At 43.6% G+C, this 14,847-nt stretch carries 14 protein-coding genes, 1 other RNA gene and 2 pseudogenes; 3 read left to right on the plus strand and 14 right to left on the minus strand.

Annotation, left to right across the window (positions count from 1 at the left end; translation table 11 throughout):
* Positions 1-20: 20 nt before the first annotated feature.
* The 9 genes and pseudogenes from ssrS to AOX59_RS09440 all read right to left on the minus strand — a co-directional run bounded on the left by ssrS (position 21) and on the right by AOX59_RS09440 (position 7,187).
* Positions 21-208, minus strand: a non-coding RNA gene (ssrS, locus tag AOX59_RS09405) — 6S RNA.
* Positions 209-259: 51 nt separating this feature from the next.
* Complete coding sequence (locus AOX59_RS19640) at positions 260-400, minus strand: small, acid-soluble spore protein L (protein WP_156418674.1); 141 nt, start codon at positions 398-400, stop codon at positions 260-262.
* Positions 401-522: 122 nt separating this feature from the next.
* Positions 523-2,127 (minus strand): acyl-CoA synthetase, encoded by a 1,605-nt coding sequence (locus tag AOX59_RS09410; RefSeq protein WP_068445000.1) that lies wholly within the window; start codon positions 2,125-2,127, stop codon positions 523-525.
* Between the two features lie 146 nt (positions 2,128-2,273).
* The gene (locus AOX59_RS09415; RefSeq protein ID WP_068445002.1) at positions 2,274-2,726 is read right to left on the minus strand and encodes an RDD family protein; all 453 of its coding nucleotides are present in this window, start codon (positions 2,724-2,726) and stop codon (positions 2,274-2,276) included.
* Positions 2,727-2,738: 12 nt separating this feature from the next.
* Entirely contained in the window at positions 2,739-3,734 is a 996-nt protein-coding gene (sppA, locus tag AOX59_RS09420) for a signal peptide peptidase SppA (protein ID WP_068445004.1), read from the minus strand.
* A 94-nt stretch (positions 3,735-3,828) separates the two neighbouring features.
* Positions 3,829-4,051, minus strand: a pseudogene (locus AOX59_RS09425) (YdbC family protein).
* Between the two features lie 101 nt (positions 4,052-4,152).
* Positions 4,153-4,752 carry a short chain dehydrogenase gene (locus AOX59_RS09430; protein ID WP_068445005.1) on the minus strand — a complete coding sequence of 200 codons (600 nt, stop codon included), beginning with the start codon at positions 4,750-4,752 and terminating at the stop codon, positions 4,153-4,155.
* Between the two features lie 58 nt (positions 4,753-4,810).
* The gene (locus AOX59_RS09435; RefSeq protein WP_068445008.1) at positions 4,811-5,422 is read right to left on the minus strand and encodes a 3'-5' exonuclease; all 612 of its coding nucleotides are present in this window, start codon (positions 5,420-5,422) and stop codon (positions 4,811-4,813) included.
* A gap of 346 nt (positions 5,423-5,768) precedes the next feature.
* The gene (locus tag AOX59_RS09440) at positions 5,769-7,187 is read right to left on the minus strand and encodes an MDR family MFS transporter (RefSeq protein ID WP_068445010.1); all 1,419 of its coding nucleotides are present in this window, start codon (positions 7,185-7,187) and stop codon (positions 5,769-5,771) included.
* A gap of 309 nt (positions 7,188-7,496) precedes the next feature.
* Between AOX59_RS09440 and AOX59_RS09445 the strand changes: the two genes are divergently transcribed.
* Entirely contained in the window at positions 7,497-7,916 is a 420-nt protein-coding gene (locus AOX59_RS09445) for a general stress protein (RefSeq protein ID WP_068445012.1), read from the plus strand.
* A 364-nt stretch (positions 7,917-8,280) separates the two neighbouring features.
* A complete protein-coding gene (locus AOX59_RS09450; RefSeq protein ID WP_068448241.1) occupies positions 8,281-9,048 on the plus strand; it encodes an NRDE family protein in 768 nt (255 codons plus the stop codon).
* Positions 9,049-9,096: 48 nt separating this feature from the next.
* Here AOX59_RS09450 and nagE read toward each other — a convergent pair whose 3' ends face one another.
* The 5 genes and pseudogenes from nagE to AOX59_RS09470 form a co-directional block, all read right to left on the minus strand.
* Positions 9,097-10,449, minus strand: coding sequence for an N-acetylglucosamine-specific PTS transporter subunit IIBC (nagE, locus tag AOX59_RS09455; protein WP_418000789.1), 1,353 nt, complete (start codon positions 10,447-10,449; stop codon positions 9,097-9,099).
* A 107-nt stretch (positions 10,450-10,556) separates the two neighbouring features.
* Entirely contained in the window at positions 10,557-11,663 is a 1,107-nt protein-coding gene (locus AOX59_RS09460; RefSeq protein WP_068444902.1) for an IS4 family transposase, read from the minus strand.
* Positions 11,664-11,803: 140 nt separating this feature from the next.
* Positions 11,804-11,971: pseudogene (locus AOX59_RS19645) on the minus strand (PTS glucose transporter subunit IIBC); the annotation flags it as partial.
* A 112-nt stretch (positions 11,972-12,083) separates the two neighbouring features.
* A complete protein-coding gene (locus AOX59_RS09465) occupies positions 12,084-12,902 on the minus strand; it encodes a PRD domain-containing protein (protein ID WP_068445016.1) in 819 nt (272 codons plus the stop codon).
* Positions 12,903-12,929: 27 nt separating this feature from the next.
* On the minus strand, positions 12,930-13,424 hold the full coding sequence (locus tag AOX59_RS09470) for a PTS sugar transporter subunit IIA (RefSeq protein ID WP_068445018.1): 495 nt from the start codon (positions 13,422-13,424) through the stop codon (positions 12,930-12,932).
* 360 nt (positions 13,425-13,784) lie between these two features.
* Here AOX59_RS09470 and AOX59_RS09475 point away from each other — a divergent pair, with 360 nt between their 5' ends.
* Entirely contained in the window at positions 13,785-14,747 is a 963-nt protein-coding gene (locus tag AOX59_RS09475; protein ID WP_068445020.1) for a S8 family peptidase, read from the plus strand.
* Positions 14,748-14,847: the final 100 nt, after the last annotated feature.

Genomic DNA, 14,847 nt, shown 5'->3' on the forward strand with positions numbered 1-14,847 from the left:
CTGGTTTATCACTTTAAGAGTCAGCAGCCACAAGTGCCGTATTTTTAAAATAAAAAGTTTTAAAACCACCACTTAGCCAAGTGGGTGTTTGCAGGAACCTTCCTGTCTTCCACTCAATGGAGGCACGACATTTGAGTCCCGATGTAAAACTCCCTATTCATCTGTTAGAGGTTAAAACTTAATTTAAATACGAACATCGCAGCTTGTATTTTTATAATACACCTTGACGTTATGAAAATCAATGGAAATATTTAACTTTTTAAGTTTTTGTATTTTTCTTTTTCGCCCGTTGCTCCAGCTGACTGTCAGGCTGCTGATCGGCTACATCTTCACTGAGCCCCTGCTTATTAACACTGGATCTGGTTTGATTTTTTCGCCAGGTATTATTCTTATCAGCCATAGATACACCTCCATAACCTAGTATTTAATGGATGGAGATGTTTTATGCCAAATCCTTTTTGTAACCTTAACGAATTCCGTTCTGGCCCCAAACATCTTTCTACCCAAGATGAAAATCTGCTGTTAAGCTTCATTCAGTGATTCATATTTATCGCGCAGTGTACGCTTCAGCACTTTACCGCTGGGGTTTTTCGGCATTTCGTCAGTGAAGTCGACATATTTTGGCACTTTAAATTTGGACAAACGTTCATCGCAAAATTCCATCACAGATTCTTTGGTCAGTTTGGCTCCTTCTTTCGGTACAATAATCGCCGTAACAGCTTCAATCCAATAAGCATCCGGAATGCCAATGACAGCCACTTCAGCAACTCCGTCAATTTGATAAATGGTTTCCTCGACTTCACGGCTTGATACGTTCACCCCGCCTGTGTTGATCATATCCTTTTTGCGGTCAATAATCGTAACATATCCTTCTTCATCCATAACACCTAAGTCACCGCTATGGAACCACCCGTTTCTGAATACTTCTGCTGTTTTATCCGGATCATGCAAATAACCCTTCATCGTATGCGGAGTCCGGTGAACAATTTCTCCAACCTCACCACGCTCAACCTCATTGCTGTCATCATCCACAATCTTAGTTTGCACATTAAGCGTCGGCACACCGGCAGAGCCAAGTTTACGAAGCTGATCTTCAGGCTGAAGTGCTGTTGCCAGCGGTGCCACTTCTGTCTGTCCGTAGAAATTCCAGAATTGTGCATTCGGCAGACGTTCTGCAAGCTCTTTTAAAACTTCACGCGGCATGATCGCCGCCCCGTAATAACATTTTTTCAGCGTCGATAAATCCCGCTTATCAAAATCCGGATGCCGCAGCAGGGCAATCCATACTGTAGGCGGAGCAAACAATTGAGTAGCGCCTTCTTTTTCAATCGTTTCCAAAATAACTTCCGGACTTGCAGCACCCAGAATAATTCCGCTCGCACCAAGATATATGCTCGGTCCCAAAAACACATGCAGCTGTGCACTGTGATAAAACGGCAAAGCATGGACAAGTACATCGCCCGCTGCCATTTTTCCATCCACAATACAGCTCACATATTCACTGACCAGACTTTTATGGGAAAGCATCACACCTTTTGGCCGTGATTCCGTCCCGCTTGTATATAAAACGTGTGCGAGATCGTCATCATCAATTGACACCTCCACAGGATCAGCCGACCGCTCTTCACTTGCTGTAGACAGTGATATCCACTCCGCAAGCTCACCATCGTACGTGCCCAGTGTATCCATTAAATAACGCTGCCGAATCTCGAGGTTCTCTGCTGAATTATCCAAAGTCGCTGCATATTCCTCTGAGGCGATAAAAGCACTGACTTCCGCATGCTCGAGAATATACTGAACATCTTCAGTGGACAGCATATAATTAATCGGAATCATGACTGCACCGATTCGTGCCAGTGCAAAATTAACAACGACAAAATCCAGGCTGTTCCTGGACATAACCGTTACCATGTCCCCTTTTTTCATGCCATCTTGCAGAAATGTTCGTGCTGTCTGATTAACCACGTCATCAAGCTCCGCATAATTCAGCCGCTGCCCGTTGTATGCAAATGCAAATTTCTCAGGCATTCTGTCACGTGTCCGCGCAAGCAGATCCCCGAGTGTATTCCGTCTTGCCCTTTCCAGCTTCTTGCCAAGGTCATCCGATTCATTTGATTTGGTACGCATAGCGCCACTCCCCGTCAAATTTTTTGATGACTTTTATACTGAATATTCTTTAGTTTAGTTTAATTCAGATAATATAATATAGCAAGTACAAATTAAGTCTTTTAAATCAAAAAAAGATGACGCTAAAAAAATAGCGCCACCCCTTTTTATCTGTCAAACACAACCCGTGTGCTGCCAAATATATCATGGAGTCCTTGTTTTTGACTTCCGAAAGCTGCAAACAAATAAAGTAAATTTGTGAACCAGAAGACACGGTGAATGAACCGTCCGACCACTTCCCTGAATATCAGGTCACTCCACTCCAGCGGTTTCATGTCTTCACGTACGACCCGCAAGCCGAAAATCATTTTGCCCAATGTCTTTCCGAAGAATTTTGTCATCAGCAAAAAGTACAGATACAACACAATCGCTCCAACAATGCCAGCCAGCGTCCAAAATCCGATATCAATCGGGTCGAAAAAATTAAATGGACTGAGAAGGATGCCGTTGATACTGAACACAATGATTAAATCGACCAGGTATGCCCAAAAACGCATCCAAAATCCGGCATAACGTTGTGGCATCGTATTTTCAGAATAGGTTTCCAGATTTTCATTCATGACGGCACCCCCTTATTTCGAATATAAATACATGGCACGCGGTCCATCAGATTGCTGAATCAGCTCCTGAATCGCCGTCAGTTTAGCATCTTCACCCTGGAACATGGTTTGCACCTTGCCGTTAATATATGTGTTCCAACCGTAACCATTGTTATATTTCACAACACGCGCGTTAGACCAATCTAAGTCTTCCTGCATCATGGCAGCTGTATCTTCCAGGTCACCCAAGCCATCAACGAGTCCATTATCTGCTGCTTGTTGCCCGGTGTACACACGCCCATCACCCAGTTCACGAACTGTGGACTCAGACATGTCACGGCCTTCGACAATCACTTGCACGAAATCATCATACATACCATCAATCATCGTCTGTAGAATATCACGCTCTTCATCCGTCATTTCTCTTGTTGCAGACATGATATCTTTAAACTCGCCGCTTTTAATCGTATTCACATCTACCCCAAGCTGATCGGCAAGTTCTGTGACGTTATAACTTTGCATAATAACACCGATTGAACCGGTCAATGTTGCCTGATGAGCTACGATTTTATCTGCAGGGGCTGCAACGTAATAGCCGCCGGAAGCTGCTGTGTTGCCCATTGAAACATAAACTGGTTTATTATGTTCTTCTTGTATTTCGACAATTTTATCGTGAATTTCATCGCTTTCCACAACACCCCCGCCAGGTGTATTCACACGCAAAATAATACCGGAGACAGAACGATCTTCACCAACATGCTCTAACTTTTTTAAAAAACGGTCATGGTTGTAACCGCCGGAATTCAATAACGACGATGTCGAAACGTCCTGAATCATGCCATCGAGTTCCACAACGGCGATTTTATTCCCGGTGCCCTCCTGAATAACTTCTTGCTGATATTGCTGGTCTGACATGGCAAACAATGATTCCAAGTCAGTCGAAAACACGCTGCTCATGAATCTGAAGCCGAGTGAGGCGACCAGTAAGAAAACTGCAATTCCTAATGCGAGCCAACGTTTCTTATTCAATCCGATGTCCTCCATTCTGTTGCAAATTATGTATATAGTCATGATACTACATTTTTTGTCAAAACTTAATTAGAAAGTGATTCAAAACCCTATATTAAAGGTCCAGCTTATTCAAAACTTCCTTTAAACTGGTCAGATCAGCCTCTGTCAGGGTTACGCCTTTCCCCATTTTTTCCTTGTCAGGCGCCCAATCCCTAATGTCATATTTAGGATCTCGATCATTCCAGCTAATCAGATTCAATTCTTTTGTCCATCCTTTAGGTGATTCGGGATAATACTGCAACATGTTCAATGATGTTGTACTTAATATCAGCCATGTCAATTCCTCCATCCCTTAAGTTTTAGATCGATTTAGTCAAGTTTTATGTCTTATAGGGCGCAACCCCTCTAACACTAAAAAAATTTGCAAAAACGCCAATTAATAAACTTCATAATTTTTCCCGGTTTGTGCACCTTCCACACTTTTAACATAAGCTCTGGCGACACGGTCTGCCGGTACGGGATTGAAGCCGGCAAATAAATCACCCAATCTGTCCCAGGATTCCTGAACAACATTTGGACTGACACAATTAATCCGGATTCCCCGCGGCATTTCAATCGAAGAAGCTTTAACGAATGCTTTGACACCGCCATTTGCCATCGCAGCAGACGCTCCAAGCGGAATTGGGTCATCCATCATAATGCCAGTCGTCAATGTGAAACTGCCGCCATCCTTCACATATCCCTGACCCAGAAGCACCAAATTGATTTGTCCTTTCAATTTGCTCGCGATTCCTTTTTCGTTCAGTTCCGGCGTCAAATCAGGAACAGCTTTAAAATTAGCCCCTCCTGAAGCATTAATAACGGCATCTATATAGCCGATTTTTTCATACATTTCAGTGATACTTTCATGCGATGTTGTATCAACTGACACATCCGCCCCGTTCCTTCCTGCACGGATCACCTCATGATTTGGCTCCAGTGCTACTGCAACTCTCTTTCCGATGGTTCCGCTCGCACCCACAATAAGTATGCGCATGCCCCCATCTCCCTTCGTTTATTGATGTTTAAAAACCGAATCAAATAAACAGTCAGAACTAAAAATATATTTTTCTGCTTCGCTTCGCCCGTTTTGATTTCGGCGGAAAATAACCGTGATTATAAATTCGCCCCTTTGATATACGGCACTTCCTTAAAAATATATCCAATTCATCCGTGTCATATGTCTGAAAAGCTTGTATTAATATTTCGGCAGCCACACGAGCATCTTCTAAAGCATGGTGGTGTTTGAACTGGATACCATGATGTGAAGCGACTGTATTCAATTTGTGGTTGGCGAGCTCCGGCCAGACACGTCTTGAAATATTAGCTGTGCAAAGATAATCCATCTCCGGATAGGTCAGATTAAATTGATCTAGCGTATGCCGAATAACACTCATATCAAAACTGGCATTATGAGCAACAACTAACTTGTTCGATAAATAACTTTCAAGCGTTTCCCAAAGTTCCGCAAACGTTGGCGCATCTGCAGTATCGTCTTCTGTGATGCCGTGGATGCGTTGGTTAAACGGACTGAAATGCGTCATCGGATTAATCAGGCTATAATATTCATCAACGATTTGTCCTCCGTCAACAACAGCAATTCCTATTGCACAAGGACTACTCCGTTTTTCATTTGCTGTTTCAAAGTCAATCGATACAAATTGCATGCGGCCTCCCCCATTCCAAATAGTAATACGGAAAAATGATGCGCAATGTTTCACTTTTTTCATATCTGCGGCTTTAATATGGGCTCGAGTGCAGAAACATCGGCCTGAGAACAAAAATATCAGCCCGAAAACAGAGGCTCACCAGCCGCCCGCGGGAAGCGTAGTGTATTTCCGGAGCGGTTCATAGCACTCACACATTTTTCATAATACGCCGCAGTTTATTAACTCCAGCAGTAAAAGAGCAGCAAAGTATACGAGGAGAACCTTATAGAAGAAACAATCCAGCCTGTTGATATAAAAAAGAGGCCAGCGCCAGCCGAACTGACGAAAGCCTTCCTCTTTTATGCTAAACTGTGTTTCTATTATGCCGCGGATTTTTTACGAAAAAGGCCAGAATAATGCCGATAACCGCTGCAATACCAGCCACAACAAATGACATGTTGGAACCATGGACGAGACCCTGCTGGCCTTGTTCCGGAATGGCGGCATTGGACATAACCGTTACAAGCAAAGCGGTACCTACTGCTCCGGCTACCTGCCGCATGGTGTTGTTCATAGCCGTGCCATGCGGCATCATTTTATTCGGCAATTCATTCAAACCGGCTGTTGTGATTGGCATCATGACCATGGCCACACCAAACATCCGGACAGCGTTCACCGTCGCAATATAAGTGAATGTTGTTTCTGTCGTCAATACAGCCAGCATAAATGTTGTTACAGCGACGATTGTCAGTCCGATAATCGCCAGGTATCTGGCACCGAACCTATCGAATAATCTTCCTGTTATCGGACTCATAATCCCCATGATAGCTGCACCAGGCATCAGTGCCAAACCTGATTCAAGCGCAGTGAAGCCCAGATAATCCTGCATTAAAATTGGTAGAACGGTCGCTGCGCCAATCATGGCTACAAAAACGACCATCCCTAAAGCTGTCGCCAGTGTAAACATTTTATACTTGAAAATCCGGAATTCCAGAATCGGCTGTTCAAGCCTCAGCTGTCTAAGGATAAAGAACGTCAGGGACACAGCACCGACAACCATGGAAATCATTACTTGACTGCTTCCCCAGCCATTCGCAGCCGAGCCGGCAACGCTAAATCCATACAAGAGACCGCCAAACCCGAATGTTGATAAAATGATTGACGCGACATCCACTTTCGGGAACGTGCGCTCAGTAACATTCCGCAGCAAAAAGTATGCAATGGTGATATCGATGACAATGATTGGAAAAACGACATAAAACAAGCTTCTCCAAGGGAAATGCTCAACCAGGTAGCCCGATAATGTCGGTCCAATTGCCGGGGCAAAGGCAATGACAAGGCCAAACATACCCATGGCAGAACCGCGCTTTTCGATTGGATAAACGAGCATCAATATTGTTTGCATCAGCGGCATGATAATCCCTGCACCGGAAGCCTGGATGACTCTCCCCGTCATCAGCAGCGGAAAAGTCGGTGCGAATGCACAAATGACAGTCCCAGCTCCAAACAACCCCATCGCGGTGAGGAATAATCCTCTGGTTGTAAAACGATTAATCAGCAAGGCGGTTATCGGTATCATGATTCCGTTAACCAGCATAAAAATGGACGTCAGCCACTGAGCCGTACTTTCTCCAAGATCCATATCTGCCATAATTTTCGGCAGGGCAGTTGCCAGTAATGTTTGATTCAATATCGCGACAAACGCCCCTGATATCAATACGAGCATGAGCGTTGTCCGTCTAGCTTTATTTTCTGTTTGTTGATATTCGTGATTCTCAGTCATCTAATGTTCCTTCTTTCCATATAATGAAAAAGAGCCCTGTAACATGAAGGGGGCTATCTTTTTTTGAGCATAATACCATAGTTTAGCATAAATTATTTACCGATGGAATCATTTTGCAAGATTTTTTTCATGCCTTATTTGCTTGATTAACAACACCCCTATCACAGCGGTACTTAGCCTATCATCCAATCGACTTTTTCTCCCCCAATAGTCGACTAATATTAACTCTGCAAGCATAATTTTTCATGTTTCAGATTATATTCAAAGGGAAAAGAAAATTAGATAAATTTTATTATGGAGGTGCTTTAATTGGCAGAAGAAGTTTATGGACCATTTGCCTCAGTTGAAGAAACAGTAAAGGCGGTCGATGTCCTTGAATTGGAAGGCTACAGCAATGCGTCGATAACAATTTTCTCACATGGCGAATATGCAGATGACATAAATAAAAGAACAGATGCCAGTGTCACAAGTACAGAAACATCCCGGAAACGCGAGGGGACAATCCGTGATAAAATCTCGACAGTCATTTTCAATGGTGTTGAAGAAACATCAAACCTTTCTGAACGATTGCAAGAAAAAGGACTGTCAGAAAAACAGGCAGCTAAATATGCTGAAAAAATAAAATCAGGCCATCTCCTTGTAACAGTAAGCAAGGGATTGAAAATGGGCAATGATGCTGCAGAAGATTCAGATACCTTTGGTGAACGCGTTAACCGCATGAACTATTAAAAAAACGAATACGCCATTGAGGGTAATCGGCAATCATGTCGGTTACTTTATTATTTACAAGGTCATGTTTCCTTTTTCCTCTCCTCATTTCCCTATCTCTTCGAAAGCGATTACTCTCTGGCTGCCTCCCCCGTCAATTCATATAAAGTGAATCTTCAATCAGTGGGGGTTTTCTCTCTCCCCACTGATTGTTAGATGAACGAATCGGACATTTACTGGCAGCCATCCCCCCACCTATTCTTCATCGTATACGCGAACATTTGAGGTGGGGGTCTTACTGCCAGTTACATGCGGGATCAAACAAGTCACTTGATTGGAAGCTGACACCTTTGCAAGCTATAATGAAGAAAAAGGACTGAAAATCATGTGTCTGATCAACTTTCATTTATATAATCACCCAAATTACAAATTAATCATCGCCGCCAACCGGGATGAATTTTATAAACGCCCGAGTGCCCCCGCCGGGTTTTGGAATGACAATCCTGACATCCTTGCAGGCAGGGACCTGGTGGGAATGGGTACATGGCTCGGCATTACTAAAAGCGGCCGTATTGCAGCTTTGACGAACTACCGGGACCCGGAGGAAGACAGCAGCAATAAACAATCCCGCGGTCATATTGTGAAAGATTTCCTGGAATCTGAACTGCCAGCAGAAGACTTTTTCAACCAGCTGAAGAACAAAAAAGGTGCCTATTCCGGCTTCAATTTCATCGCCGGGACTCCGGAAGAGTTATATTATTACAGCAATATCCAGGACAACATTACTAATGTCTCCATGGGCACGCATGGGTTAAGCAACGAATTCCTGGACACTCCATGGCCGAAAGTGGTCAAAGGTAAACAACGCTTAGCTGCTTATGTCCGTCAAAACACCACCATAGAGACCGATCCGCTTTTCGATATCATCACAGATGCGGAAGAAGCACCGGATGAGGAGCTGCCTGACACCGGGGTTGGCCTGAATTTTGAACGGAAACTGTCACCCCTTTTCATCAAAACACCTGAATACGGCACCCGCTGCTCCACCGTTCTTCTGGTAGATCGGCATGACCAGGTGACATTCGTGGAACGGCGGTTTAATAAAGGTAAGTTTGAAGATGAAAACCATTTTTCGTTTAAAATTGATTGCTAAAAAAGTGACCGACACCCTTCATAGGGGTGCCAGTCGCTTTTAATTTCTTTAATCATCTTTGATATGCATCTTTCGCATTTCGTCAGCTACAAACTGAACCTGTGTTCCAACAACAACTTGGATATTATGCTTTCCAACGACGTTTATCCCCGGTACACCGGTAGCTTTAATTTTATCCTGGTCTACTTTATCCATGTCGTCCACTTCAAGCCTTAGGCGAGACACACAATTATCGACTGTCAGGACGTTTTCATTACCGCCAAGACCCTGATAAATTTCTTCAGCCATTACAGCTGTCTCATCTTTTTCAGAAGCAAGTGTGCCTTCTTCAACACTGTAGCTTTCATCTACTTCTCCTTCTCCCGGATCCTCGTCTTCCCGTCCCGGTGTTTTCAAGTCGAATTTCACGATCAGGAAACGGAAGACAAAGTAATAGATTACCGCAAACACAAGACCTTGCAGGAGGAGCATATATGGCTGATTGGCAATTGGCACGCCCAGACTTAGTGTGTAGTCAACCAAGCCGGCACTGAAACTGAAACCGGCGGTCCATTCGAACATTGCCGCAATAGCTAGTGAAAGCCCGGTCAATGCAGCGTGTACAACATACAATAGCGGTGCAACAAACATGAATGAGAATTCCAATGCTTCCGTAACACCTGTAAAGAATGACGCAAAAGCCGCTGCCATTAGCAAGGATGCAGCTTGCTTCTTCCGTTTCGTTTTGGCTGTATGATACATAGCCAATGCCGCTGCAGGAAGTCCGAACATCATGATAGGGAAGAAACCTGCCAGATAGCGGCCGGTAACACCTTTCTCGCCTTCACTTGCCCAGAAATTGGCAATGTCATTAATGCCGGCAAGATCAAACCAGAAAACATTGTTAAGCGCATGATGCAGTCCGGTTGGAATAAGCAAACGGTTAAAGAATCCATACAACCCGGCACCGACTGCTTCCAGACTGATAATCGCTTCACCGAACGACACAAGCGCATTATAGACAACAGGCCAAACGAATAACAGTACAACAGAAACGATCATCATGGCTGCTGCACTCATGATTGGCACCAGCCGTTTTCCGCTAAAGAAAGCCAATGCATCAGGTAATTTCACGTGACTGAACCGGTTATACATAATTGATGCCACAATACCTGAAAGAATACCAATAAAGACGTTTTCAATATTTCCAAACGCGGAATCAACCGCGCTTTCCTCAATGCCTTGAAGTCCTGCGACCCCGCTAATACTTAATACAGTTGTGGCAACCAGCCAGGCAACTAGCCCGCTTAAACCGGCAGCACCATCCTGTTCTTTTGACATCCCAATCGCAACACCAACCGCAAAAAGTACACCGAGGTTCACTAGCGTTGCATTAATATAAATTGAATATTCTGTAATCAATTTAGCTCTATTTTTCGCCAAAAAGACAAACCTTAATGAAAAAGTGGCATTGTCCATTTGGTAAATTTATACATTTATTCCGGGAGAGACAGCGACAACACTTATAATTATGGTATGCCGCTAATGCGACGAAGCCAGTGACGGCAGTTCTTCCACAGTTTCGCTTTTAATAAACGGCTAATCTGCAATATGGTTTTCCTGGACTCTGTTTCTAGTTGAATGAGCACATGCAGGCAATAAACAATCAGCGCTAAAAAGATTTGGTTCATCACAGCTGTTTCACTATGGCCATAAAAATGTTTGATTTTAACGTGCTGTTTCAGCCATTTGAAAAATAATTCAATCGTCCAGCGTGAACGATACATGTCACTGATTTCACTGGCTTTTAGATCAAACCGATTTGTGATGAGACGCAGTCGATTGCCTTTTGTATCATCGACTTCAATTAAGCGAAATAGATTATCCATGCGCTTTGTTGGACCACCGACAGCTACCATTTGATCCGTAACGATCGTGGAACCCTGTTCCACCTCAAAGGACTTGATCGTCCGTGTAATCGAGTTTTTCTTCAACCGGGAGACGAAGAAATAACCGTCGTCCGTCATGCGGTCAAAACGCTCATAATCTATGTAACCACGATCAAATACGTAGGTTGCTTCCTTGTCGTCCACCAAAACTTCTAATTGGCTACGATCGTGTTCGTTGGCCGTCGTGATGTTGGCGTACTCCGGATAAGAAGAACCATTTTCCATGAACATTAACCGCAAGTGCAGTTTGACGCCGCCTTTCGTTTTACGGAAGGTAGCCCATGGATGATTCGTCAGGTTGAGTGGTATCGTGCTCGAATCAATGATTTTTACCGGCATAACTGTTCGACCCGGTTGAGAATGGCGTATCTGATCAACTAATTGATAAAAGATGACTGCCAACAAATTGGGATCCACAGTACGGTGTTTTCGCGACAATTGGGAAACGCTAATTGAACCCAGCCCCAATTCCTGTTGAACCTCGTCATCAAAAAGTGTATCACTCATCGCATGTAAGCTTTCCACCTCTTCCAGGTGGGACAATAATAACAGTTTGATGTAGGAATAAGTCGTAAACTTTTTCGTGTAGCGATCTTGCCCGGTCTGCGTAATTTGTTCTGTAAGTTTTTCAATATTAATGGGTGCAACCCATTTACCAAATGATGATAATAGTGTATGATTGTCCATATTCTGAGTTCCTTTATATTGGATTTGGACAACAACCACCAATTCCATTATAAAGGATTTTTTTATACCCGGAAACCTATATTTTGGATAATTAACAAGATTATCAATTTTCTTTTATTATTTATGCAACGCTAGTGACCGAGGTTAGAAAGAATGGCATCACCACCACTTGTTAGAAAATTGGCGATGACATTGTCCTCATCCGCATTAAGAATCCAGTTGCCGATCCCCATCAGAATCGCCGCAGCCGGTAAAACCGCTACCGGAAGCATTAAGGAACGGCCAAGATTCTGCAAATATTTCATCATATTTTCCCCTCCAAATCTCTATCGTATTATTAATCCATCACTTGCTCGATGCTCCCAAACAATTGAATTCGCTTACAAAATAAGTTCTCATAACTAATCAGAACCTGCCTAATTACTGTGTCCGAAGTCGTTCGATGTGTAGGGTAATGTATCCGAGCTCTTCCTCCGGCAAATAAATACCGTATGAAGCAGACGCTTCCTCTGCCACCTTTCTGGCACAATGATAAGAAATAGCGTATTTCTCCCTGATCATTTTAAACATATCTTCATCCATAATGTGACTGTTCTGATGCTTTGCGCGTGTTAAAGTAAATTGAAGATGGGTGATGAGTCGTTCATAGGATATATCATTCATATCAATGGAGATATTCAGATACTCTCTGATTTGTTTCACCATTGATTGCACCATCGTCGTCTGCCGTACCGTTTCGTGGATATCACCCCCTTGAATTTTCATCGTATGAACATACAGCGCAATAAACGCTGCTTCATCCACCGGCATTTCAACTCTGATTTCATTTTTTATATGGTCAATAGCCCACAATCCGATATCAAACTCTTGCCGGTACAACACTTTAATTTCGCTCAGTAATGCGTTTTTCAACTGGATGCCATTTTGTTCACGTTCAATAGCAAACGAAATATGATCGGCCAGCTGTACCCGAATATGTTCATTCAGCTCAGTATTCAGCTGCTTCTCGGCATGCGTGATGATTTCCTCAGACAAGTTAAAATGCTCTTCCGGGACTCGGAGCAAAAGCTGCTGCAGTTTTTCGTTTTCCTTTAAGACGAATAGTTTTTCAACCTTTTGCGGGTTAATGACATCATTTTTTTGCTTATCAAAACCTAAACTTGAACCAATTGCTATTTTTTCTTCGCCTTCATCCATTACAATGACCGCATTATTGTTCAATATCTTCCTGATTTTCATCAGAAAGCACTCCTTTCACACTGGAAATCATTTACCTGAAGCAGTGATAATGACGGTTTCACCGGCCTTCCCTTCTTTTTCATCCGTCATCATGTATTGCTTTCCTGTTTCCTGTGCATTTGTAATAACAATTGGTGTCATATCGCTTGAAGCATTCTCCCTGATATATTCCAGGTCAAATTCCATCAGCACCTGGCCGGCCGATACGTTATCACCAGTTCTGACAGATACGATAAAACCTTTTCCTTCCAGTGAGACTGTCTCAAGACCGATGTGGACCAGTACTTCGGTTCCGTCCTTAGCACGCAGACCAATCGCATGCTTTGTATCAGGGATTTGGATGACTTCTCCGTCAACCGGGGCACAAATTTTTCCTTCAACGGGTTTAACCGCAACGCCATCCCCCATCATTTTTTGACTGAAGACCGGATCAGGCACTTCTTCAAGTTGTACGATTTCCCCATTAACCGGTGTGTATATCTTTATATCGGAATCGCCCTTTTTAAACAAATTTTTAAACATAGTGCTGTACTTCCTTTCGATGATTTCTTTTTCGCATGCATTAGTATGCTTCAAACATTGCCCAATAAAAAAGCATGGCGGTATCAGGGAAAGTCGTGTCCTCCCGTGAAAATACCACCATGCCTAATCAAGTCAGTAACATGTGATCGCTATTCATTCATCTATTTTTATCCTATCATCTCATATGCTGAAAAACAACACGTACATATACAGCCGTTCAATACGTGACTTTCTGCCGGGTTAAATTTGGACCGATTTACCCGTTTTTTTAGGCAATTTGGTCCGTTTTGCAGTGAAGATGTTCGGGAATTACCATAATTAAACTATAATAGATGTAACTACTTTTAGGGAGGGAGATTTATGGCAAAAATGCATTTGATTCCTTATCAGGTGGAAGAGATTAAGGATACAGCTCAAGAAATTCCCCAGGGCATCCAGATGATTCAAGCTCCGGACGTGTGGGAGCAAGCTGATGAAGGGAGCGACAATGTCATTGCTATCATTGACACAGGCTGTGACACAAGCCATCCCGATTTAGAAGGGAAAGTAATTGATGGCAAAAACTTCACAGATGCTAGTGATGAGACCGAGTACGCCGATGGCAACGGTCATGGCACTCATGTTGCGGGCACAGCAGCAGCCGCTGCAGGCGAAGAAGGGATTGCAGGAGTCGCACCAAACGCCAAACTGCTGATTGTCAAAGTGCTTGACGAAAATGGCAGTGGTGACTATCAATGGATCATTGATGGCATCAATTATGCAACTGACTGGGAAGGTCCGAATGGTGAAAAAGTGCGTGCGATCTCCATGTCTCTCGGAGGCCCGGAAGACGTTCCGGAATTATATGAAGCAGTCAAACGGGCGATTGACTCCGGTATCCCTGTTGTTTGCGCTGCCGGAAATGAAGGGGATGACCGGCCGGAGACGGATGAATATGCCTATCCCGGCGCTTATAATGAAGTCATTCAAGTTGGCGCTATCAATTTTGACCGTGAAATCGCTCCATTCAGCAACACAAATGATGAAATCGATATCGTCGCCCCCGGCGTGGATATCCTGTCGACCTACACTGACCAACAATACGCGCGACTCTCCGGAACATCAATGGCCGCACCACACGTATCAGGAGCACTTGCACTGGTCACAAGCATAGCCGAGTCGCAATTTGACCGGAAACTGACAGAAACAGAACTCTATGCACAACTGGTCAGGCGCACCGTTCCATTAGGCTACCCAAAATCAGCAGAAGGCAACGGCCTGCTAGCACTTGATATTCTGAATCGATTTGAAGATTTGTTCCAGACATTTAATACGGCTTTTTAATCATAGAACTGGAAGCGGGATCCGTACTGATGACAAAGATCCCGCTTCGTTTTGTGGTTGCTTTCGAACAGGTTTTAACCATAGCTGTTGAATATAATGA

The organism is Lentibacillus amyloliquefaciens (genome assembly GCF_001307805.1).
In the GTDB taxonomy this organism is placed as follows: Bacteria; Bacillota; Bacilli; order Bacillales; family Amphibacillaceae; genus Lentibacillus; species Lentibacillus amyloliquefaciens.

Coding starts and splice junctions, on each gene's coding strand:
- AOX59_RS19640 (WP_156418674.1), bottom strand. CDS start 400: ATGGCTGATAAGAATAATACCTGGCGAAAAAATCAAACCAGATCCAGT.
- AOX59_RS09410 (WP_068445000.1), bottom strand. CDS start 2,127: ATGCGTACCAAATCAAATGAATCGGATGACCTTGGCAAGAAGCTGGAA.
- AOX59_RS09415 (WP_068445002.1), bottom strand. CDS start 2,726: ATGAATGAAAATCTGGAAACCTATTCTGAAAATACGATGCCACAACGT.
- AOX59_RS09430 (WP_068445005.1), bottom strand. CDS start 4,752: ATGCGCATACTTATTGTGGGTGCGAGCGGAACCATCGGAAAGAGAGTT.
- AOX59_RS09435 (WP_068445008.1), bottom strand. CDS start 5,422: ATGCAATTTGTATCGATTGACTTTGAAACAGCAAATGAAAAACGGAGT.
- AOX59_RS09440 (WP_068445010.1), bottom strand. CDS start 7,187: ATGACTGAGAATCACGAATATCAACAAACAGAAAATAAAGCTAGACGG.
- AOX59_RS09450 (WP_068448241.1), top strand. CDS start 8,281: ATGTGTCTGATCAACTTTCATTTATATAATCACCCAAATTACAAATTA.
- AOX59_RS09460 (WP_068444902.1), bottom strand. CDS start 11,663: ATGGACAATCATACACTATTATCATCATTTGGTAAATGGGTTGCACCC.
- AOX59_RS09465 (WP_068445016.1), bottom strand. CDS start 12,902: ATGAAAATCAGGAAGATATTGAACAATAATGCGGTCATTGTAATGGAT.
- AOX59_RS09470 (WP_068445018.1), bottom strand. CDS start 13,424: ATGTTTAAAAATTTGTTTAAAAAGGGCGATTCCGATATAAAGATATAC.
- AOX59_RS09475 (WP_068445020.1), top strand. CDS start 13,785: ATGGCAAAAATGCATTTGATTCCTTATCAGGTGGAAGAGATTAAGGAT.